This window comes from Larkinella sp. C7 (assembly GCF_006149005.1).
GTDB lineage: Bacteria > Bacteroidota > Bacteroidia > Cytophagales > Spirosomataceae > Larkinella.
Window position 1 is genome coordinate 51,877 of sequence record NZ_VBSL01000021.1, and the last position, 20,093, is coordinate 71,969.

At 48.7% G+C, this 20,093-nt stretch carries 23 protein-coding genes; 6 read left to right on the forward strand and 17 right to left on the reverse strand.

Translation table 11 applies throughout. From position 1 onward, the window contains the following. Window positions 1–58: 58 nt before the first annotated feature. Both FH871_RS29075 and FH871_RS29080 read left to right on the forward strand, forming a co-directional pair. Complete coding sequence (locus FH871_RS29075) at window positions 59–508, forward strand: LexA family transcriptional regulator (RefSeq protein WP_114408540.1); 450 nt, start codon at window positions 59–61, stop codon at window positions 506–508. Then, window positions 505–1,776 (forward strand): Y-family DNA polymerase, encoded by a 1,272-nt coding sequence (locus FH871_RS29080; protein ID WP_229312280.1) that lies wholly within the window; start codon window positions 505–507, stop codon window positions 1,774–1,776. The genes FH871_RS29075 and FH871_RS29080 overlap by 4 nt, the downstream gene beginning before the upstream one ends. 416 nt (window positions 1,777–2,192) lie before the next feature. On the opposite strand, the gene FH871_RS29085 is transcribed toward FH871_RS29080, so the two are convergent. The 16 genes from FH871_RS29085 to FH871_RS29160 all read right to left on the reverse strand — a co-directional run bounded on the left by FH871_RS29085 (window position 2,193) and on the right by FH871_RS29160 (window position 14,918). Then, complete coding sequence (locus tag FH871_RS29085) at window positions 2,193–2,816, reverse strand: hypothetical protein (RefSeq protein WP_114408541.1); 624 nt, start codon at window positions 2,814–2,816, stop codon at window positions 2,193–2,195. Between the two features lie 41 nt (window positions 2,817–2,857). Next, window positions 2,858–3,841: a hypothetical protein gene (locus FH871_RS29090; RefSeq protein WP_114408542.1), complete on the reverse strand. Its 984-nt coding sequence runs from the start codon at window positions 3,839–3,841 to the stop codon at window positions 2,858–2,860. Between the two features lie 11 nt (window positions 3,842–3,852). Continuing rightward, window positions 3,853–4,293, reverse strand: coding sequence for a TraQ conjugal transfer family protein (locus tag FH871_RS29095; RefSeq protein ID WP_114408543.1), 441 nt, complete (start codon window positions 4,291–4,293; stop codon window positions 3,853–3,855). Then, the gene (locus FH871_RS29100; protein WP_114408544.1) at window positions 4,290–4,877 is read right to left on the reverse strand and encodes a conjugal transfer protein TraO; all 588 of its coding nucleotides are present in this window, start codon (window positions 4,875–4,877) and stop codon (window positions 4,290–4,292) included. The genes FH871_RS29095 and FH871_RS29100 overlap by 4 nt, the downstream gene beginning before the upstream one ends. Beyond that, complete coding sequence (traN, locus tag FH871_RS29105) at window positions 4,874–5,734, reverse strand: conjugative transposon protein TraN (RefSeq protein WP_114408545.1); 861 nt, start codon at window positions 5,732–5,734, stop codon at window positions 4,874–4,876. Before traN ends, FH871_RS29100 begins: the two co-directional genes overlap by 4 nt. A 4-nt stretch (window positions 5,735–5,738) precedes the next feature. Next, window positions 5,739–6,983 carry a conjugative transposon protein TraM gene (gene traM / locus FH871_RS29110; RefSeq protein ID WP_114408546.1) on the reverse strand — a complete coding sequence of 415 codons (1,245 nt, stop codon included), beginning with the start codon at window positions 6,981–6,983 and terminating at the stop codon, window positions 5,739–5,741. Then, window positions 6,980–7,291 carry a hypothetical protein gene (locus tag FH871_RS29115; protein WP_133299931.1) on the reverse strand — a complete coding sequence of 104 codons (312 nt, stop codon included), beginning with the start codon at window positions 7,289–7,291 and terminating at the stop codon, window positions 6,980–6,982. Before FH871_RS29115 ends, traM begins: the two co-directional genes overlap by 4 nt. After that, the gene (gene traK / locus FH871_RS29120) at window positions 7,288–7,929 is read right to left on the reverse strand and encodes a conjugative transposon protein TraK (protein ID WP_114408548.1); all 642 of its coding nucleotides are present in this window, start codon (window positions 7,927–7,929) and stop codon (window positions 7,288–7,290) included. The genes FH871_RS29115 and traK overlap by 4 nt, the downstream gene beginning before the upstream one ends. Window positions 7,930–7,932: 3 nt before the next feature. Then, window positions 7,933–9,102, reverse strand: a complete 1,170-nt coding sequence (locus FH871_RS29125; RefSeq protein ID WP_165841016.1) for a hypothetical protein — start codon at window positions 9,100–9,102, stop codon at window positions 7,933–7,935. Window positions 9,103–9,199: 97 nt separating this feature from the next. Beyond that, window positions 9,200–11,698: a TraG family conjugative transposon ATPase gene (locus FH871_RS29130; protein WP_229312281.1), complete on the reverse strand. Its 2,499-nt coding sequence runs from the start codon at window positions 11,696–11,698 to the stop codon at window positions 9,200–9,202. Next, complete coding sequence (locus tag FH871_RS33840; protein ID WP_114408551.1) at window positions 11,646–11,999, reverse strand: DUF4133 domain-containing protein; 354 nt, start codon at window positions 11,997–11,999, stop codon at window positions 11,646–11,648. Before FH871_RS33840 ends, FH871_RS29130 begins: the two co-directional genes overlap by 53 nt. Window positions 12,000–12,002: 3 nt before the next feature. Then, entirely contained in the window at window positions 12,003–12,335 is a 333-nt protein-coding gene (locus FH871_RS29140; protein ID WP_114408552.1) for a DUF4134 domain-containing protein, read from the reverse strand. A gap of 117 nt (window positions 12,336–12,452) precedes the next feature. Beyond that, window positions 12,453–12,983 (reverse strand): hypothetical protein, encoded by a 531-nt coding sequence (locus FH871_RS29145; protein WP_114408553.1) that lies wholly within the window; start codon window positions 12,981–12,983, stop codon window positions 12,453–12,455. Between the two features lie 11 nt (window positions 12,984–12,994). After that, window positions 12,995–13,618, reverse strand: coding sequence for a hypothetical protein (locus FH871_RS29150; protein ID WP_114408554.1), 624 nt, complete (start codon window positions 13,616–13,618; stop codon window positions 12,995–12,997). Window positions 13,619–13,678: 60 nt separating this feature from the next. Continuing rightward, complete coding sequence (locus tag FH871_RS29155; protein ID WP_114408555.1) at window positions 13,679–14,182, reverse strand: hypothetical protein; 504 nt, start codon at window positions 14,180–14,182, stop codon at window positions 13,679–13,681. Then, entirely contained in the window at window positions 14,166–14,918 is a 753-nt protein-coding gene (locus FH871_RS29160; RefSeq protein ID WP_212768281.1) for a ParA family protein, read from the reverse strand. The genes FH871_RS29155 and FH871_RS29160 overlap by 17 nt, the downstream gene beginning before the upstream one ends. A 466-nt stretch (window positions 14,919–15,384) precedes the next feature. Here FH871_RS29160 and FH871_RS29165 point away from each other — a divergent pair, with 466 nt between their 5' ends. Genes FH871_RS29165 through FH871_RS29180 form a run of 4 tightly spaced genes read left to right on the forward strand, consistent with a single transcriptional unit; the run spans window position 15,385 to window position 19,517 of the window. After that, complete coding sequence (locus FH871_RS29165) at window positions 15,385–15,807, forward strand: plasmid mobilization relaxosome protein MobC (RefSeq protein WP_114408557.1); 423 nt, start codon at window positions 15,385–15,387, stop codon at window positions 15,805–15,807. A gap of 7 nt (window positions 15,808–15,814) precedes the next feature. Further along, window positions 15,815–17,065: a relaxase/mobilization nuclease domain-containing protein gene (locus FH871_RS29170; RefSeq protein ID WP_114408558.1), complete on the forward strand. Its 1,251-nt coding sequence runs from the start codon at window positions 15,815–15,817 to the stop codon at window positions 17,063–17,065. Further along, window positions 17,062–19,086, forward strand: a complete 2,025-nt coding sequence (locus tag FH871_RS29175; RefSeq protein ID WP_114408559.1) for a YWFCY domain-containing protein — start codon at window positions 17,062–17,064, stop codon at window positions 19,084–19,086. The genes FH871_RS29170 and FH871_RS29175 overlap by 4 nt, the downstream gene beginning before the upstream one ends. Further along, complete coding sequence (locus tag FH871_RS29180) at window positions 19,083–19,517, forward strand: hypothetical protein (protein WP_114408560.1); 435 nt, start codon at window positions 19,083–19,085, stop codon at window positions 19,515–19,517. Before FH871_RS29175 ends, FH871_RS29180 begins: the two co-directional genes overlap by 4 nt. Here FH871_RS29180 and FH871_RS29185 read toward each other — a convergent pair. Beyond that, complete coding sequence (locus tag FH871_RS29185; RefSeq protein WP_165841018.1) at window positions 19,469–20,074, reverse strand: M23 family metallopeptidase; 606 nt, start codon at window positions 20,072–20,074, stop codon at window positions 19,469–19,471. The genes FH871_RS29180 and FH871_RS29185 overlap by 49 nt on opposite strands. Between the last annotated feature and the right edge of the window lie 19 nt (window positions 20,075–20,093).

A 20,093-nucleotide genomic window follows, 5' to 3' on the forward strand; every position in this document is an offset into this window, starting at 1 on the left:
TTGGTATTATGGTAGTTTTTGTGTTATAGTTGCACAGAGCACGTTAAAATATCCTACCATGATCGAATTTGAAAACCACATCCGTCTGGATGATATCCGCCGTATCGCCATCGGCAAGCGGCTAAAAATCCCCTTATTTTCCTCTTACGTTTCGGCAGGATTTCCCAATTCGTCGGAGCATTATATTACCAAAGTTTGTGATCTGAATGATCTCTGCATTGCCAATGAAGATGCCACCTACTTTGTCCGGGTGCGGGGTGACAGCATGTCTGGTGATCGGATCGATGATGGAGACTTCCTAATCGTCGACAGCTCGCAGGAGCCCAGCGAAGACAAGATTGTGGTGGTTATACTTAATGGAGAACATGCGGTCAAGCGCATCCATTATGTCGGCGAAATGGTGGTGCTGGAGTCTTCCAATCCGAAATACCTGCCCATTTACATTCACCCGGGGGATGATTTCCGAGTCTTCGGAGTCGTCACCCGCATCCTGGTCAAGCCCGTATGAACCTGGTCGGCATTGGAGACTGCAATAACTTCTACGTGAGCTGCATTCGAAGTTTTAACCCGAAACTAATCGGACAGCCGGTTATTGTTTTATCAAACAATGATAAATGTGTCGTCGCCCGTTCGAACGAAGCCAAAGCCCTCGGCATCCGAATGGGGCAGCCCTTGTTTCAGCTCAAGAGAAAGGTCAGTGATTATAACGTCCAGGTGTTCAGCAGCAATTATGAGCTTTTTGGTGATATGTCCCGGCGGGTATTCAATACAATTGGCCGCTTCATGGAACACACGTTTCCCTATAGCATCGATGAGCTGTTTTTTTCAGCCTCCGGTTATGAGTCGATTTACGGCAGCCACGCCGACATGGCCAGAATGATGATCAAAACCGTTGATCAGTGGACCCGCATACCGGTATCGATTGGAATTGGAGAGACCATGACGCTGGCCAAAGTAGCCAACCGACACGCCAAAAAACATCCCGAATACCAGGGCGTTTTTGTGATGGATAATCCGGAATTGCGCGAATCCATTCTGGCAGAATTTCCGGTGGGTGATTTATGGGGCATCGGCCGTCAGTATGAAGTCCTGTTAAAACAGAACGGCATCCGAACCGCCCTGGAACTAAGCCGCCTGCCCCACGACTGGATCAAACAGTTTATGACCGTGGAGGGACTACGGCTGGTCTACGAGCTTCAGGGCATTCAGTGCCGCGATCTGGATACGGAACCGCTCCACAAGAAATCCATCTGCGTTGCCCCTTCGTTTGGCCGTAAAGTCTGGAGCTATGGAACCCTGTGTGAAGCCCTGGCTACTTATTTAGCCCGCGCATCCGAGAAACTGCGTCGGCATTCCTCGGCCGCTGGTGTCGTTACGGTGTTTATTCACACCAACCGGTTTGATAAAGTTGGCCCACACCATTCAGCCAGCCAGTCCATTACCTTGCCGCATCCTTCCAGTTCTACCATGGAGCTATTGCAATATGCTGAACCGGTATTGAAGTCTATTTATAAAACCGGTTATGACTACCAGGAGGTCGGTCTGATTCTCAATGAGATTGTTCCGGAGGGCCACCAGCAACAGCTACTCTATAGCGACACGCCCAATCCCCGGCAGGCCCAGCTCAGCCAAGTGGTTGACAAGCTGAACGGGAAGTATGGCCGGGATAAAATTCGGCTCGGCCTTCAAGGTTACGATAAGTCCTGGAAGATGAAACAAGACCACCTGCCCCCCAGCTATACCACAAAATGGAGTGACATTATTGAGGTCAGGTAAAGATGCAACCGACCTTAAAAAGCAAGAAACTCCTCGATTTGGGTCTGACGAACCATTAGCCCCACATCCCGCAAATATTCTTTTGTTTGTCGCGCCCTCGAGTGTCTGTAGTGTTTTCGAATCAGTCGATTACTGTGGCTGGAAATATTGCGGTAAGTGATGCTAAAGGGGATGTGATTTTCATTGCCAGTCATGACCCACTTAAATTTGACATTGGGGGTAGTGTTTATAAATGATTTTGGCCAGCACCTCTATACACTCACCACAAAAATCTCAGGTTATCAACTGACCATGTTGGGTCTTTATGGTATCGCCACCGTTAAGCTCGCATTTTTCAAGAGGACATACCTCTCCCAGAGCAGAAGCTCTATAAGGAGCATGCTCAATGTATAACGTTAAAATAGAGGAAATTAGCTCTAATTACTGGCTACAGCCAACACGTCAAACGTGCCTGATACCTGCGGGTGTTTATTGGTGATACCAGTGCCATACCCGCCCAGTGTTGCATTAAAATTGCCACGGATCCGGTAAAGCGAATAGGTGCCTTCCTGACGAATAATTGTTGAAGATTCGACGGTTAAGCTGCCTTGTTCGGTATTGTAAAGTTGTGGCCCAGGTAGATTTAACACCAGGTCCGAAATTTCACCACGGGGATTTGGTTTCATTAAGGTGCCCATCGGGTACGTGCCGGCACTGATGGTTCTCATAATACTCAGAACCGCATTCGAACGAAATTCAGACGGAACCATCGAACTTTCGGCATAATTGCGAGGCTGATTAAACGTGGCATAGATAAAAACCTCATCTCCTGCCGATGCCGTAGCCTGCACTCCCGATATCTTCCCGCCATCCTGTACACGCTCCTGACCTTCCGCACTTACGGTAAGGTCGCCAGTTATCGAAACCCTTCCTGATCCCTTATAGCTGGCCAGGTTCGAAGGCATAACCAAATAAGCGGGTAGATCGGGTTCCGGCTCCTTATTACAGCCAGACAATCCCACAAAAAGCAACCCCACCAGCCAAATGCTGACCTTTTTCATACGATTGGTTTTAAATGAAACTACAAATACGAATCAATGAATTACTTTTTAGGACCATGCAGAATCAGATCGTTACGCTGCTCGGTAATCTCACCGTAACGCTTTTTGGCTTCACTGCTCATATTGGCTCCCAGAGCAATAGTCTGCTGATAGGTTTCTGACATCCGCATATGTAGCTCATCGATGATTTTGATACGCTCCGAATCGGTTAGCTTCAATGTTTCGGATGTATAGAACTCGGTAGGCATCTGAAAGTTATCAACAACATAGCCAACAAGCGTAGAAACAGCCTTTCCGGAAGACACGCCGGCCAGTACGTTTCCCAGACCAGGGGCAACGATGTTGGCCACAAGGGTTACGAGTTTACTGGCATTGCTGTTGCCCTTTATCATGGTTTGCCGGTACTGCTCATCTTTCAACTGCGCTACCTTCGTTTCCAGTTCCTGACGGGTTGTTGCATCTAACTTGTCCCAGTCTTCGGGTGCCAAAACGTTATATGAAGCCATCAAATCACTAATAGCCTGTGCCAGGTCATTAGCTGGATTCGATCCGTTATTCGAAGCGAAAGAGATATTAAAAACGGGCAACGGCGGCAACTGAATCATATTGCCGGACTTGGTAACCGTTTGAAGTTGATCTTTAATTGCCTTAGCCTTCGCCAGAGCGCCATTATACTGCTCCATGTACTTGAACGAAAACCCATTACCGGTTGTAGCGCTAAAACCCGAATTCCCTTGTTCCAGAACACTGGCCATGTTTACGTATTTTGACCTTAGACCCCACAACTCCGTGTGCATTTTCAGAATCTCATCCACTTTGTAGTAATTCGTTACGCCTTTGGAAACCACGATCCGGGAGTTAATTTCCGCAATGGTCATTTTCTGAATCCGCTCCTGAATGATGCGAATGATTTCCAGTTTGGCAGCGGCTTCCGTGTTGGCATCACCGGAAATATTGATTTGAGCCGAGGCTGGCACCATGGCCACTATCAGGGCAATCAGAAGGAATGTGAATAGCTTTTTCATGGGAATGGGGATTAAGGTTTAACTTGAAAATTCAGCCGTACCGTGTCAGGCCGGGTATAACCCCGCTCCTGCATGGCCACTAAAACAACTTTACAATCACCCGCTGCGGCAGGGGTGAACATCCAGCGGGATTTGCCCAATGGAAGCGGTACACCCACCTTTTGAGGGACGGGTATCGTATCCTGTCTCAGTCGACCTAAGCCGGTTTCCTGAAAAAAGACAAGCTGATAACCGGTTTCGGAGTAATACGAATCCGTTACCAATTGCAGATCGACCCAAACCGACTGCCCCACCTTGGGCACGTTGCTTTCAGCCGCCACATTGAGCTTGATTTTATAGGGGGCTACTATTTCCAGACTTTCCGATTGGCAGCCCGGTAGTGCCAAAAGAAGCACAGAAAGAAAAAAATGAATAGTCTTACCGTGGTAAGAGTTTGTGAATAGCTTTTTCATTCGTCGTCTTTGGATGGTAAAATGATTTTAATCCCCACGCCGGCATTAAACCGGGTATTGATGACTGATGATCGAAACAGATAGTGCTCTTTCACCCGGGCGATCAGGATTAAATTGCCGGTCAGCAGGTATTCCGCTTCGATTGCCGCAGTCGGACCAACCACCCATTTTGAACGGTTTCCAATCATAGCCCCTTCTACCGATCGGCGATCGCTGTTCACTGATTCATAGCCACCTGCTGCACCAATCCCGGCATTGATGATCAGCGACTGACTCACGCGGCCTAAAATCCGGGTATAAATTTCAGCGGTACCGAGCCACTGCTGCAAGGGAACGCGGTCCGCATCGTAAGCGTAGCTTTTCTGATTCATGTGAATCCCGGCTTTCCAGTAGAGGTACCGTGAATGGTATTTACTGAAGGCAATTCCGGTGAAATACCCAAAATTGTCTTGTTTGGGCAGACGAAAGCCATCCAATGCACCGACAGATACCTCGACAGCAGTCTGGCCAGTTTGGTGGAGTTGGGCATAAGCACCGGTACCGATGCCCGTCATAAATAGCGCGAAAATCCAACGTTTGATCATAACGGACGAGCTGAGGCTAATTCTTCGGTTCCGATGGGTAGCGTCAACATACGCCCTCCCTCCTTTTCATTGACCTGGACCATTAATCGACGATCCTTCTCCAGGGTCATCCGGCTTATGGCAATCACTTTGGTGATCTGTTTGCGATGAGGCACGCTGTTTTCTGATGTGTTGAAAACCTTGATCAGATCGATCGGCACATCCTGAGCAACGGAGCTTTCACCCGTTTTTTTGGACTGAGAGACAAATACGTGCATAAAATCCATGTCGTAATCCAGTTTCGAATCATTGTCCAGACCCAAAACCAGAAACATCACATCATCTTTGTAGAGGATGTTTTTCAAGTGCATATTCATGCCCTGCTGCTCAGTTCCAATGTGCTTGATACGACGTTTGGCAGTCATAGCCCGCTCTCCTAAACCATTGAGTTGATCAGCCAGGCGAGCCGGTGAACCGGTGCTTACTTTGGCCGTTTTGGGGACAACCGCGCCCATACCTACTTTGGTCAGGTCATAGGTTAGAACCAGCGGATTATCTTCATAGCTGACCAGAAAGCTGAATAGTCGGCCGTCGGACGTAATGACCGTTAAACTACTTTCCAGAAAAGAACGGCCTATAGCCTTTATCCGGAAGACATTGCCGGCACTGGCCACCGCTTCACCGAACAAATCTTTACTTCCCAGATCGGCATACTTGATTTCAAAAGGAAAAATCAGGTGAGTGGTTTTGTTGGAGCTAACCTTGATTGCATAGGAAGTCTGAAAAGTATTTTTATCCAGACTCTGCGAATAGGCAATCTGCGCGCGCGCGGCTCCTGCAGAAAGCAGTAATAGACCAAAAAGGAGTAGTGGTTTCATGGTGTTAGATTGATTTGAGGTAAAGATGATAGCCACCTTTCAAATGAATGGTAGATTGTCTGACGGCCGACGAAGCACCGAATCGGGCAGTACTGAGAACGGTATTCAATAAGGCGCTACCCGTGGGCACCTGAACGCCCTGCACGGCGGATGACTTCAATTGGCCGCCCAATTGTTCAGAAAGACCCGGGGCGTTGACTCCGGTACCGCCGTCGAGGTCGACCGCTTCCAGATCCAACGGAATCAACTGACTGTTGAGCTGGAGACTGCGAACAATCAGGAAAATTCGGTCACCTTCCGGTTTACAGATGGCGTGTACAATGGTATTAGCCGGCACATTGATACCATCGACGACAATCGCTTTGGTTAGCCGCAGCTTCACCGGCTGGCCAGCTCGCACGCTCTGATCATCGTGAATGACCGCTGGTATCATCGTGGCCACAGCCCGTTTATTGTATCCCGAACTTTGCAGGCTCGTTTTTTGAGACTCCCGGCGTGTTGTGCCGACCTCGGCGGTATTGAATGGGTTTTCAACAACCGGAGTAGGTTCGGCCAACCTTGACGCCGTTGTGTTATCCGCCAATTGAATCAGATTGGGTACACCGGGCGTTTCTGGCATAGCCGCAGTTGTTCCATTTGGTCGAGGCTGAGGAGCCTGGACCTGCCCTGCCGATCGGCTTGCGTGATACGTGCTCAATTGATTCTCCAGTTGCTGATCAGTCTGATTCGTTCCCACATAATAGGGCTGTGGGGGATGGTATTGGTATCCTTGAGAATTTGCCGATTTACGCCCTCTGCGGCTTTTAACTGGCTGAGTGGGTATTGGAGCCGTTACAGGTTGAATCATGGGCTGAGCGCTTATATTTGACAGACCAGCGGTCGGCTGTGCGTTATTTGCGCGTTCATTTGGAATTTCATCCGTCGGTATCTCCCTCAGGCTGTTGGTGACCTCAACTTTCCGTGTATTGGAAAATTCCGAAAGCATTTGCCCCTCAGCACTACCCACCACGGAATGGCCAATCGATGGCCGCTTTAGTTCGGAGTTCTCAGCGGTGGGAATTTTGGCATTAAAACCAATTGATTGGGCGGCTTGCCCCTGCCGTTCTTTCGGAATCCCTTTCCCGCCACCGCTTACGTAAAACAGTCCAGCCAGAAAGGGGAATACAATCAGGGGAAATACCAAATAGGCTTTTCGTTGGTGATAAAATGCTTCATCAGAATTGGGGATGAGCGTTGCGGTCGTGTTCATCGTTTCCGGGGTTGTTTGCTGAGGTATTCTTTCGCCAAACTGTCCAGTCGACTGATGTGTCGATCCTGCCTGAGGTTTGAACTGGGATTCTTTACCTGATTAAATAGCTGCTGCATGGGCTCAATAATTTCCTGCGGATTAAGCTTTGGTGCCGGCTGCTGTAACTTCGGCCAGGCGGTGGCCAGCTTATAGACACTCCAGCCAATCAGTATAAAAAATAATCCGGCCGTCAATCCAAGCCGAGCCCGATCGGACAACCCGGCAATCCAGGCGCCGACGCCCATAATGGCTTTCCCTAATAGTCTCATCGCCGTAGCCGTTCTTCGATGTCCGAATTATCTACGATATCCAGTTGCTCAATGAGAAAACCATGTGGGTTTACCTCGGATCGGCTGACATTCCGCAGGTAGCCGTCTGTGATGAGCCGGCGTGTGGTAACCTTCGTTAAGCGAATAATCTGCTGACGGGCAAATGAGCGAAACCGGTAGGGATACTGATTCAGATCAAGCCGGATGCTGTCCACCTGAATCTCCTGCGAAGCCGCGGCCTGAATCAGGTTATTGTAGTACCCCTTTTCTTTCGTATCCAGATACAGCCGTTGAATGCTTTCATCCCCATAGGGCAGGGCCTCCCGGATGTGCTCCTCGATGCTGTTACCATCCGGATCTAGCGTGAAGAATAATTCGTGGAAACGCCGGATGTGGTCACGGGCTTCAACGGGTCGATTCTCCCGAACGTCTTTTCTCAGGGCGGCAATCAGGGTTTTGCCCTGCTCGACCACGTAGACCCGGCTATCCGCATCGGAATCGACTTTGTAAGCAAATACCAGGCTGCCAATGGTCATCATCACGCAGGCGGTAATGATGATGATCGACAGTATGCGGATGTTCCGGTAGGAGGTCTCCAGATTGCGGAGGGATTTGAAAAAGGTTTGATCCTGAGCCATGAGTTAAGAAGATTGTTTGTTGGAACCGGTAATGTTTCGTAGTTCGTGCTGAGCCGCGCGGCCATACCACTGAGCCTGTTGACCCATCGCTTGACCAGCCATAATCGTCGCCCCTAAGCCCATCTTGGCAGCATCGGCCACCATCCCTCCAGCGGCTACACCTCCCTTGCCAACCATTCCGGCCGTACCCAATGCAGCCGGCATTGCCGCACTCACCGCAGCGGCTGAAATCGCGGTGCTCATACTGGATATTCGCTGCATGGCTGAGCCAACTCCGGAAGAGGAAATGATGTAGCTGGCAATGGTTGGAATGGTGAAGTAGGCCAGCGTAGCGATGATCATAAACACGATGTAAATGATCTTCCCGCTTTGGGCCTCATCCGGGATATTATTGGTCAATTCCAGATACTGGAGAGCGATTACCTTGCCTTGTAAATAGGTGACAATCGTTCCCAGAATGTTGGCCAGGGGAAACCAGAGCGATACCTGCACATACCGGGCAATCCATAAAAGGTGACTATCCTGAAACCCGGTAAAAATGGCGATCGCAAACGCCAGTGGCCCAATCATCGTCAGCACAATCATAAAGAAGGCCCTGACGGTTAGAATCACCAGTCGGGCCGCTAAATAGACGGCATAGAACAGGTTTTTTAGAAAGTCATTGAATCCTTCATTGATATACAGTCGGTATTTTTCGACCACCAGACTCATGTACTGCCCGATCTGCCAACCGTTCATTTCATCCAGTTTCTGATCCATCTCGGCTAACCGCTGTTGCATCTTTTGCTGACGCAGGTTTTCAATCTGCTGAATTCGGGTGGTCTGCACATCGATCATGTTTTGCGTCGACGTTTCCAGCGGCTTGATCAACGCGCCAATGAAATCGGTAACGATCGTGAAATTGAGTGCCAGAAAACCAATGGCGAAGGGTCTGAGCAGCGGCCATACATCGACTCCCTCCGCATAGGCCAGATGCCGCAGAATTTTAAAGCCAATGAAGAGGCTGGCGGCAATACCGGCAATCGAAGCCGCGACGTCGCCAAAATTGCCCATGCCCTGGAGCACTTCTTTATACGCCTGCGTGATCGATGCCTCGAAAGACTCGAACTTGCGGTAAAAATCGTAGTCAACGTAGGTTCCCGCGCCGGGCTGAGCTGCCTGTAGTAAAATCATTGCCGATCGGATAGAAAGTTTGTTTGTTTTGAAAAACGACAGGGGTTGTAAAGCTTTGATTGACAGCCAAATCTTATTTGCTTTGAAAACGGACCGGTTAGACTGAAGCCTTTGCCCGTCTGGAATCTGCAAAATCCACGATGGCAACCTGAATGTCTCCACCATTGGCTACGGTACGTTGCTGCACTTCGTACTTTTCGGTTTCTTCCGTGGTGTAGGCAGCATATTCCTCCAGACTTACCTCGGTGGCATAGACTTTGGACCGGTGCCCCAATGCAATAAAAACCTCTTTGTATTTGCGCATCGGGTCCAGATCCTTATTGACGGACAGGACGAGCTGTTTTTGCTTTTCGGTCAGACCCAACAGTTGGCGGACTTCATCGAACCGGTTCTGGTATTTGCTTTGATCGAGCAGAATTTTACAATCCGAGTTGTTGATGACCGCATCTTTGACGATTTGGTTACCGATGATATCATCAATCTCCTGCGTGACGATCACCGCTTCTCCGAAGTATTTCCGAACGGTCTTGAACAGGTACTGGATGTAAGTGGCCATGCCTTCTTTGGCAATGGCTTTCCATGCCTCCTCAATCAGCATCATTTTCCGAACCCCTTTTAGCCGGCGCATTTTGGCCACAAACGTCTCCATGATGATCAGCGTTACCACCGGGTACAGGATCGGGTGATCTTTGATATTGTCCAACTCGAAAACCACGAACCGTTTGTTGAGAAGATCAATTTTCAGATCGGAATTCAGCAGGTAATCGTACTCACCGCCTTTGTAGAAAGGCTGCATGGTCAATAGAAACTTCTGCACATCGAAATAGTCCTTCTCGTACTTTTTCTCAGTCAGGTAAGCCCGAAATCCGTTCTCATCGTCGCAGTATTCGTAAAAGCCGTTGAAGCTACCTTTGCCAGGCGTCTTTTTGATCAGCTTCAGATACTGCTCGACCGCATCTGATAGGGCAACCTCTTCGGTTCTGGTAAACTGTTCGGTTTCTTTCTTCCAGAGGGTCAGCAGCAGCGTTTTAATCGATTCCTTCTTTTCGATGCCAAAAACACCATCCTCAGCGTAGAAAGGATTGAACGTAATTGGATTGTCCTCCTCATAGGTCAAATACACCCCATCCCGTCCGCGCGTTTTCCGGTGGATCATCTCACAGAGGCCGCGGTACGAGTGACCCACATCGACCAACAGGACGTGCGTTCCCTGTTCGTAATACTGGCGAACCATGTGGTTCGTAAAGAAGGATTTCCCGGATCCGGAAGGGCCAATAATAAACTTGTTCCGGTTCGTAATCCAGCCCCGCTCCATTGGTTCATCCGACAGGTCTACCCACACCGGTTTGCCGAACCGGTCACAAAGCCGAATCCCGAAGGGGGAAAGTGAGCTGCGGTAAGACGATTCCAGATTGAACATGCAAACCGCCTGCTCGACGAAGGTGTAAAACGTATCATCCAGGGGAAGGTCACCGGCATTACCCGGAATTCCCGCCCATAAAAGCCGGGCTGCATCCTGAGTATTGTGTTTCGGAAGGCAATCCAACTGGGCAATGGCGGCTGAGGCCCGGGAACGCAGATAGTCAATCTGTTCCGGCTTTTCCGTCCAAACCATCAGGTTGAAGTGTGATCGGCAAACCGTGCGTTGCGCGGTAATCGCTTCCTGAATAAATTTTTGCGTCCAGTCCCGATTGATTGCGTTCTCGTTGGAATACATCGATAACGAATTAAGGTACCGGGTTTGCTGCTCAAATTCCCGAAGGGCCGCTGGTCCATCTTCGATGCAGATGTACTGATTGTACATGTGATTGCAGGGCAGCATCAGGCCCACCGGTAGTACATTACCCACCGCGAATTGGGTGCTATCCGAAGATAGAGGGCCGTAACCAGCCATGACGTCAACCATATGCGGAAGCGCTTCAACGTCAGAAAGGGTAAAACACATCACCTCCTTATCCCCTATCCGGACGTGGCCATCGATGTCCCAGTCTTCCAATGTGACCTTGCGCCGGCCGTCGGGTTGTAATCGGAAGTAGTTCGGAACAATACCCCTATCCCCTTTCCCACTGACAAAATCATCATCCGTCAACCGTTCAGCCGCAATGCCGCCATCCTGCAAAATCCGTTCAAACTGACTGACCGCATCAAAGAAGCTTTGCAATTCCTTCGGATCAACCTGCTCCCTCGGGACAAGCCGACGTCGGGTTAATGAATGACGCGTGCTCTTCTGCTTTTGCCGGGATTTGGGAAGTTTACTGATGTAGAGGTAGCAGTAATGATTCAGAAATGGACGTTCAATAAAATGCCGCTGAAAGGCAAGGGTTAAAAAACTGGTGTCATCATGCTCCTGATCAGCCTGGTATTTTTCTTCCATAAACCAGTCCTGCTTATGAATCACCGTACCGACGGGCAGCATTTTAATGGCTTTGCACAAGGCACTGTGCAGGCTTCGGTAATCCTCGGGAGACTGGGTAAAGATTTCCGGAAGTAACAGGCGAAAGCCTACCGTAACGTCGGCCAGTTTACTGATCAGGCAGTTGTTTTCAACGGCCAGTAGTGGAAGTGCCTTTTCGAGTGTTCGGGCGTTTAGTTTCACGGAGTTTGGCGAACGGTTTGGCTGAATTAATGATGATTGCTTTCGGCTGAGAACGGGTAGCCTCCTGTTTGACAAGGCCCCACATGCCATGCTTGGCCGACATTCGCATACAGTACCAGACGCCGCCGAGGGTAAGAGAAAGTACGATAACGGTGGTCAGATACGTGTTAACATCGAGCCCGTAGAGAATCAGCGCCAGAAAAAGACTACACGCTACAATCCCCACTGCTAAGTAGAGGTAGGTGCCTTTCAGACCCTTCAGCTCTACGGGTTTTCCGATGCCTTTGTTGATTTCCAGCATGGATTACGCGCCGAAGAAGGCGGTTAATACCGTGCCCACTGCAATCAAAAATAAGGCTGCACCAAACCAGCCGGTAACCGCTTTCATCGTGTCAGGGTCGCCATTGTGCCATTTTGAATACACCCGAATAGCGCCAACCAAACCAATGATCAGACCGATGGCCAGTACAATGGTGTTTGCGGCCACACCGTAACTCCGGATGGTGGTAGCGGTTGAGCTGAGTGCCGCAGCGCCATTACCGGCCGCGGGTTGTTGTGCCATGGCCAGGCTGCTAACAGTGAACAGGGCGGCTACCGACAATAGCCTTTTTGTAGAGAAAAGAGTACGGTTGAACATAACAAAAAGAGATAAAAGTGAAGAAAAATAAATAATTAAAATTAAAGCGTTTTCACAAATTTAGTAAATGATAAAAACAAATTCCCTGAATATGCGAATTATTGGACAAAAAAAATCTCATATATGAAAAAGATCATCCAAATAATCCCATTGGCGCATTCTTACAAGCTGGCTATAATTACGACTGTGACGCATTTCATTGGAATTCATATCATCGAATACCTCTGTTGAATCCCGTTGATCTTGATCAGCCTGGTCGTTTTGATCCGCATAGTGAGCCATAAGCAGACGATGGGCAACAAACGCTGCGACACCGATACCCCAGTAAGGTGAAACCGCATTAATCGTACGCCCCTCTTTGAGAAAGTGGAGCAATCCAGCCCATACCATCAAGGCACCCCAAAACAAAGCAAAACGAACGCTTACGGCATTCCAGTAACTCATTCGTGATTTCCGGTATGTGGCGCGGTCGTAGCCGATAAGCCATAGCGCAGCTTTGGCAGCCCCGTGCAAACCGACTCTGACCAGTATCATCACCAGGCGCTCTGATGCGTTACCCAGCCAACGGGCAGCCCGAACCGCGAAGGTGACCAGAGCGATAAAAACCGCCAATGTCACAAAATCCCAGAAACCAAAACCAGCGTTCATCGAAGTAAAAATTATGATTTAGACAGGATATCCCCAAGGCTCTTACGCTTTTGCCCATTGATCACTTCAGCCAATAAGTTGGACTCCTCTCCACTGTCAGGCTTCGCGCTCACGGTACCGTCGGATTGAACTTCAATCTCTTTTGCAGATGTAACAACCTCATCAAGCGGTTTCTCTCCCTGCGGCACAACTATGCCAGTAATGGGCATGAACAGGCTGTTGGGGTCAATTTCACTGGCAACGGGCACTACTGGTAAATCGATCGCCTGCTGAGGTTTTTCGATTGTTGATTTTGCCTTTGCAGGCCGCTTCCGGACGGACTTTGGCTTTTCTGCCTTGACATCCTGGACGTTCTCAACGGTAGGCTTTTCTACCTGGCCAGCAAGCCCGGCCGATGTGTTCCCGATGGAGGGCGTAGCGGGATAATTGCGAACCATGAAAAGGTCGGCTTCCTCCTCTTCGTCATCAATAGGCCCTTTCTCACTGGGTTGCTGGATCGGGTTTTTAGATCCGCGGCCAATCACCCAGTCGCGGATATCTTCCCGGTAAAACTTCCAGGCAACAAATGCGTAATAAATGACGGCTGCGATTCCAGTTACTTTAAAGAAATCGCCCCATGTATACTGGCTGAACATAGCTGTTTATGGTTTGCGAATAATGGCTGAGTCGTTTTGTTGCGACCCAGCCTATTGATTTTACAGTTTGGCCTCTTCTTTGGTGACCGTCCGTTGCACGATTTCAAGCACATTATTCAGAATTACATTCATGGGTACATCGTACTTGTAATTCAGATCCCGTAGCAACTTGTGATTCTCCTTTGAGATCGCAATGTATTTTTTGTACTCGGTCGACTTATTAGCCGGTTGTTGGAGAATTTCTTCCAGAACGATAGAAGATCCAGCGACTTTCCTGCGCTCTGATTTAGGAGTCGAAGCCGTGGCGGGTTTTGGTGTTGAAACCGGAGTTGCGTCTGGCTCCTGCTTGGGTGTTACTGGCTCAGCCCCGGCAGGTACTGGCTTTTGTACCTCGACTGTTGGCTCAGGTTCCGGACTGGGCTGCTGAGCGACTGGCGCCGACGGTTCGCTCGTTGGCTCTTCAGTGCTACTTACCGACTTCGGAATTAGCGAATTGGCAAAACCCGCTAAACGGGTAGCATGACTTTTTTTGGTAGCGTCTACCAAACTACTTGGTTTGTCCATGTAATTGATTGTTTTTCATGATAAGCTCTTCTACTTCAATAAATAACTCTTTCAGTCCCGAGTTGCGCAGGTACGCCGGCGGCATCGGAAATAAGGTGGAACGGTTGGCAGGATCCTGATAGGAGTCGCGTTGTGGTATCCGGCTTTTCAATGCCTGAAGTCCGTAGCTAACGAAACTATCTTCCAGTTGCTCAACCATGCTGGCATCCCGGGAAGGCTTGTATTTGTTCCAGACTACCCAGCAATTCTCAATCGGGACTAAGCCGATCTGTTTAATCGCAGTGAGGTACTGGAATCCCGTTGTTACACTGTATTCCGAAGTTTCCATTGGCACCAACAGCAGATCAACCGACTTAATGGCCAGGTCATATCCCGCAATCTCAATATTACCCGGAAGGTCAACGAACACCACCTGCGTATCCGGAGCCAGCATCGTTATCATTTTCGGAACATCCTTCGGGTAGCCGGAAAGGATTTCGAAAGGGTCGATCCCCTCCTTTTCTCTCCGTTCTTCCATACGAAACTGCGCATCCTCATCAAGATTTTCAGCTTCCCGCAACCGTTGCGTATGAACCGAAAGCTGAGATCCGTCGACATCTAAAAGGGCGGTCTTTAAGCCGCGTTTGTAGTGGAGGTAAGACGCAACTATCACCGATAGAGTTGTTTTACCCATTCCACCTTTTTGGGTTGCAAAGGCGAGTACAGTGGGTTTTTTGGGGAGCCCTGGAGGTGCCATAAGAAGTAAGTCAAAGAGTATGTTGGACCCAAAGCAAAATTGAAATTCTGACAAGTGCAAGCCTTTATCAATAAATTTATACATTCATACATCGTTCTATCCCTTTATTAGTGTATTTAAACATTGAATGATTGATGTATCAATACAGGAATACATTGTCATTTCAATACAGGGATGTATTACATTGTTAATACACGGATGTATATATTTATCAATGTATTTTCTTGGCAGTTCAGCAGGAAACAGGCAAATCAACGCCCTGACCTTTCCAATACACGAATACACTAATTTATCTCTGTATCTGTGTATTGATCAAAAACCCAGTCTGGCCGGGAGGGAGGGATTGCAAAAAAGTTTCTCGGCTGAGAAAAGCAAGATGTGTTTTTGTGAGTACAAAAACTGTTTCGTACTTTGGCAGTCCGAACGATTTACCAGCCTCCGAAGTCGGCTGTAAAACATAAATAGCATGGAAGAATCGACAAGAAAAAAAGGAGGCAGACCCGAAAAGGACCCGAGCAAACGGGCAATAAAAATACTGAGGGTACGTATGGAACCGGATGAGTATAAGTTATTACAGACCCGGAAATCATCTACCTCAGCGCGAAGTCTATCGGATTTTGTCCGGTCTATCTGTCTGGAAAAGCCGCTGCTTTTAAAGAATGAGATGTCTACTCAGGAAGAAAAAGCCTTGTCTTTACTGCGTGAAATTCGGATTGATTTAGTGCGTATCGGGGTGAATATTAACCAGTCATCCAAGCGGATCAACAGCACTACAGACTATCAGGATCTGCAACAGGAAACCATGAGGATAGGCGAAAAAGTCGCAGCAATGGAACAACACTTTGATAGTTTGATAGCCAATTTCGGAGGTTCCAGATTCCAACCGTAAGTTTAAAATGGTAGCTCGGATTAGCAGTGGCTCCAATCCAAAAGGAGCGGTTTATTACAACGAAATGAAAGTGGAGCAGGGAGAAGCGGAAAGGTTGGCACTGCGCAATTACGTCGGAATCCTCGTCGATCCTGACCTCATGCAAAAACAGCAAGTGGCCTATATGCTGGAACAACAGGCCGCTTTGAATCCGCGTATATCCAAACCTACTTTCCACGTAAGCCTATCGTTGGCTCAGGGCGAAAAACCCGATTCCGCAGAATTGCTTGCGATCGCAGATCGATACATGGACGGTATGGGGTACGGTGGCCAGCCTTACGCCGTTTATCAGCATTTCGATACGGACCATACCCACGTTCACGTAGTCACGATACGGGTTGATGAGAAAGGGGATAAAATACCTGACAAATTTGAACGCGAACGTTCCAACAAGCTGCGGCAGCAGATCGAAAAAGAATTTAGCCTGGTTGAAGCCGAAAGAGTAGTATTGAACAGGTCGCTGCCTGAACTCAAGCCTGTACATTACGGACAGGGCGATTTGAAACAGGCCATGACCAATGTCGTTCTGACGGTGATCAATGATTTCCGTTTCAGTAGCTTTTCGCAGTTTAATCAGCTGCTGAGGCTCTACAACGTTCAGGCAGTTGAAGTACCGCTTGAAGGAAAGAAACCCGGCATGGTGTATACCGTGGCCAGAGAGCAGGAGCGGGAAGGAATTGCGTTTAAATCCAGTAGCCTCCGACAACAACCTACGAGGGAAACCGTCGAGCGCCGGATCAAGTCAGGAAAAAAAGTAAAAGCAGATTCTGCCTCCCATTTGCGCCGGCTCATTGAAGGGCGCCTTTCCGAAAGTGGTTCATGGATCGACTTTCAACAGAAGCTCCAGCGAATAAACATTCTGGTTGTTCCTCACCAGGGCAAAGACGGCGATCTATTTGGAATCAGTTTCCTCGACGTTAAACAGAAGGCGATTTATTCCGGTAGTGAGTTGGGTAAGGCGTTTACGGCAGGCACGCTGAAAAAACAGCTTGGAGAGGATTTCAAGAACTTACCCAAGGAAGATATCAAGCCAACCATTGAACGAAAGCCACAAGCTGAAACGGAACATAAACCAACCGCCCCCGAAAAAGAGCAGACCCTCGATTCGAATACGTCATTAATCCGTCGGCTGTTGTATGCCGCGGGCGCTATCGACGATCAGCAGGAAAGTGAACAGGAATTAAAGAAAATGACCCGAAAAACAACACCAAGACTATGAGAGAGGACCGCAAAGACCAGGCTAAAATTAACGAGATTGCCCTATGGGCGTCAATCATCTTTTTACTGGCTCACTTCTTTTTGGAGTGGCACGGACTGTTCAAAAGCTTAGGCTGGTCCAATCCGTTTGTCGACAACCTGATCAGAAAGCTACTGGCTGGCTTTGGTGTTTTAACTTCTCCGTGGCCACTGAAGTTATTGGCGGCCGGTGCTCTTGTCGCCTTCGGGATCAGCAGCAGGGGAGTGAAATCAAGAAGCCTTAAGCCTCAGTCCGTAGCCATCGATCTGGCAATAGGTGTTATTTTGTTTTTGGGCGGTACCTTCTTGGTTCCTGACTCTACGCAATGGTTGGTGGCTAAAGCAGGATTGATGGGAGGGTGTCTCATTTACCTGACGCTTACCATCATCGGCCTGCTGTACCTCCTCAAAGGCAGTCAGGGTATCAACCGTTTGATGAACTCTCAATTGGGGAAAGACCCCTTTAACGTCGAAAATGAAACTTTCCCCCAGGAGGAACGCCTGCTCACCAATGAGTACTCCGTGAATATTCCTACCGAGTTTACCTACAAAAGACGATTACGGCGGGGATGGATCAACATAGTCAACCCATTTCGGGGCTTGTTGATTGTGGGTAGTGCCGGTTCAGGTAAGACGTTCAGCCTGATTTATGCCATCATCCGGCAGCAGATCGAAAAAGGCTTTTCAATGTACATCTACGACTTCAAGTTTGCGGACCTGTCGATCGTGGCCTTTAATGCCCTGATACGCTTCCGGAAAAATCAACCCAAGAACATGAAGTTCTACTGCATCAACTTTGATGATCCGGCCAAATCGCACCGGTGCAATCCGTTGCATCCGGTTTATCTGCCGAGCATTGAAGACGCTGAGGAGAGCGCCAAAATGATGATGCTCAATTTAAACAAGTCATGGATCGGCAAAGAATCCGAGTTTTTTGTCAGTACGCCGATGTCCTATGTTACCTGTGCCATCTGGTTATTGAGGACTTACAAGGATGGCCAATACTGTACCCTTCCGCACGTTATCGAGCTGCTTTCGATGGATTACAAAAAGGTTTTTCCATTACTGGTTGATCGTCCGGATCTGGAAACACGAGCATCCATCTTTATTTCGGCTTTTGAAGGCGGAGCAATGGAGCAGCTGGAGGGACAAATGGCCAGTGCCAGAAGTGGCCCGGCAAAACTTTCGAGCCCGGGTCTATATTGGACGATGAGCGGGAATGATTTCATGCTGGATATCAACAATCCAAAAGAGCCGAAGATTGTCTGTGTAGGTAATAACAGCAAGAAAAATAAGATTTACGGGGCCGCGCTGAGTCTTTACAATGGTCGCATTCTCCACCAGATCAATGAGAAAGGTAAACATCCATCCGGTGTTGTGATCGATGAGATACCTACCCTGTTTTTCGACGGGATTGGCAACCTGATCAATACGGGAAGGTCGAACCGAATTGCGGTGACCCTGGCTTTGCAGGATTATTCCCAGTTAGATGCCGAATACGGTAAGGCGCAGGCCGATGTGATCAAAAATAGCTGCGGCACGGTCCTATGTGGTCAGGCATCGGGAGCAACCGCCGAAGCGATGCAAAACCGGTTGGGAAAGAATGTGCAACAAAAGGAAAGTATCAACATTCAGTCCGAAGATACCACGCACGGTTTCTCAACCGAAATGAATTTTATCGCGCCGGCCGCTAAAATCAGCCAGCTCAGTCAGGGGCAATTTGTGGGCGTGATTGCGGACACCGCTGAACAGCCCAGTGAATTGAAAGCAGTCAGAGCGAAGGTGCTGGTTAACGTGGATGATTTTAATAAGGAACAGAAGTATAAAGAACTTCCCAATTTTTCTAATTTTGCTCAAGAGGGTAACGATTTGGCGAAATTAGTACAGGACAACTACCTGCAAATAAAAGCAGACGTCAGGGAGTTTATTGAATCCGAAACGGAACGTATTGCCAAAAAGCATAATATCCCACTGCCAGAACCTAAAAACCGGGGGAAAAAGTGATCAAAGAAACTGTTGGCAAACGCCTGCTTTATTTGCGAAAAGACCTGAGTCGACGGCTTGGAGAAGATCTGTCCGTACTGGAACTTGCCCAGCGGGCCGGGCTGGAACATTACACATTAGCCCGGTTGGAAAACGGTTTAAAGGGCAGTACCGAATCACTGGTTACGCTCGTTCGGTATTACCGGAAACAGGGCTATAATTCAGACTGGATATTGGAAGAGGATAATCAACAAATTCCAATGATTGTTCCAGTGTCAAAAGATGCCCTGGCTAAGGACCTGTGGGTGATCAATGACACGCTCCTGAAAGTGAAGGCGTTTTTTGACACTGAACAGGAGGCTTTTGTTGGACAACTCCGCAAATTAGGTTTTCAGAACGTAAATCAAATCGTGCCCAACGATGAGAAAATAGTACTGCCTGATCCAATTTGATGCAGCCAAACCCGCCTGCGCAGCAAATAACAGAAGTGTAGGGGATCGACCGGCTGGCCGTTCTTCCTGACCACGTAATGCAGGTGCGACCCAGTCGCTAAACCGGTTTGTCCGACCTTGCCAATTTCATCCCCCCGCTCAACCTTTTGACCAGGCTGAACACAATAGCCTGAGAGGTGGCCATAAATGGTTTCAAAGCCAAAGCTATGCAGCACCTGCACAAACGCACCCAAGCCGGGATCATAACCGACGCGCTTCACGATGCCCGGCGCGGTGGACTTTACTCGCATTCCCGTTCGTGCTTTGACATCAATACCTCCATGAAATAGTGTTTTCTTATACACCGGATGCCGGCGAAGTCCAAAGGGAGAGGATACTTTGAATTCATGAAGCGGTACCTCAACCGGAAAAGTGGAGGGAAGCCGGTTTAGATACTCAGGTCGCAAAGGAATAGCCTGGATCAGTCGATCAACCTGCTCATAGGTTCGCGTGGTTCGAAGCAATTCTACCTCCAGTGAATCCCACGAAACGCGGAGTGAATCCTCATTTTCCGCCATCTGACCGTAGGTTACAACC

Bases quoted from the DNA above. Each gene is read 5' to 3' on its own strand.
- FH871_RS29075 (WP_114408540.1), top strand. From the start codon at position 59: ATGATCGAATTTGAAAACCACATCCGTCTGGATGATATCCGCCGTATC.
- FH871_RS29080 (WP_229312280.1), top strand. From the start codon at position 505: ATGAACCTGGTCGGCATTGGAGACTGCAATAACTTCTACGTGAGCTGC.
- FH871_RS29085 (WP_114408541.1), bottom strand. From the start codon at position 2,816: ATGAAAAAGGTCAGCATTTGGCTGGTGGGGTTGCTTTTTGTGGGATTG.
- FH871_RS29090 (WP_114408542.1), bottom strand. From the start codon at position 3,841: ATGAAAAAGCTATTCACATTCCTTCTGATTGCCCTGATAGTGGCCATG.
- FH871_RS29095 (WP_114408543.1), bottom strand. From the start codon at position 4,293: ATGAAAAAGCTATTCACAAACTCTTACCACGGTAAGACTATTCATTTT.
- FH871_RS29100 (WP_114408544.1), bottom strand. From the start codon at position 4,877: ATGATCAAACGTTGGATTTTCGCGCTATTTATGACGGGCATCGGTACC.
- traN (WP_114408545.1), bottom strand. From the start codon at position 5,734: ATGAAACCACTACTCCTTTTTGGTCTATTACTGCTTTCTGCAGGAGCC.
- traM (WP_114408546.1), bottom strand. From the start codon at position 6,983: ATGAACACGACCGCAACGCTCATCCCCAATTCTGATGAAGCATTTTAT.
- FH871_RS29115 (WP_133299931.1), bottom strand. From the start codon at position 7,291: ATGAGACTATTAGGGAAAGCCATTATGGGCGTCGGCGCCTGGATTGCC.
- traK (WP_114408548.1), bottom strand. From the start codon at position 7,929: ATGGCTCAGGATCAAACCTTTTTCAAATCCCTCCGCAATCTGGAGACC.
- FH871_RS29125 (WP_165841016.1), bottom strand. From the start codon at position 9,102: ATGATTTTACTACAGGCAGCTCAGCCCGGCGCGGGAACCTACGTTGAC.
- FH871_RS33840 (WP_114408551.1), bottom strand. From the start codon at position 11,999: ATGCTGGAAATCAACAAAGGCATCGGAAAACCCGTAGAGCTGAAGGGT.
- FH871_RS29140 (WP_114408552.1), bottom strand. From the start codon at position 12,335: ATGTTCAACCGTACTCTTTTCTCTACAAAAAGGCTATTGTCGGTAGCC.
- FH871_RS29145 (WP_114408553.1), bottom strand. From the start codon at position 12,983: ATGAACGCTGGTTTTGGTTTCTGGGATTTTGTGACATTGGCGGTTTTT.
- FH871_RS29150 (WP_114408554.1), bottom strand. From the start codon at position 13,618: ATGTTCAGCCAGTATACATGGGGCGATTTCTTTAAAGTAACTGGAATC.
- FH871_RS29155 (WP_114408555.1), bottom strand. From the start codon at position 14,182: ATGGACAAACCAAGTAGTTTGGTAGACGCTACCAAAAAAAGTCATGCT.
- FH871_RS29160 (WP_212768281.1), bottom strand. From the start codon at position 14,918: ATGGCACCTCCAGGGCTCCCCAAAAAACCCACTGTACTCGCCTTTGCA.
- FH871_RS29165 (WP_114408557.1), top strand. From the start codon at position 15,385: ATGGAAGAATCGACAAGAAAAAAAGGAGGCAGACCCGAAAAGGACCCG.
- FH871_RS29170 (WP_114408558.1), top strand. From the start codon at position 15,815: ATGGTAGCTCGGATTAGCAGTGGCTCCAATCCAAAAGGAGCGGTTTAT.
- FH871_RS29175 (WP_114408559.1), top strand. From the start codon at position 17,062: ATGAGAGAGGACCGCAAAGACCAGGCTAAAATTAACGAGATTGCCCTA.
- FH871_RS29185 (WP_165841018.1), bottom strand. From the start codon at position 20,074: ATGGCGGAAAATGAGGATTCACTCCGCGTTTCGTGGGATTCACTGGAG.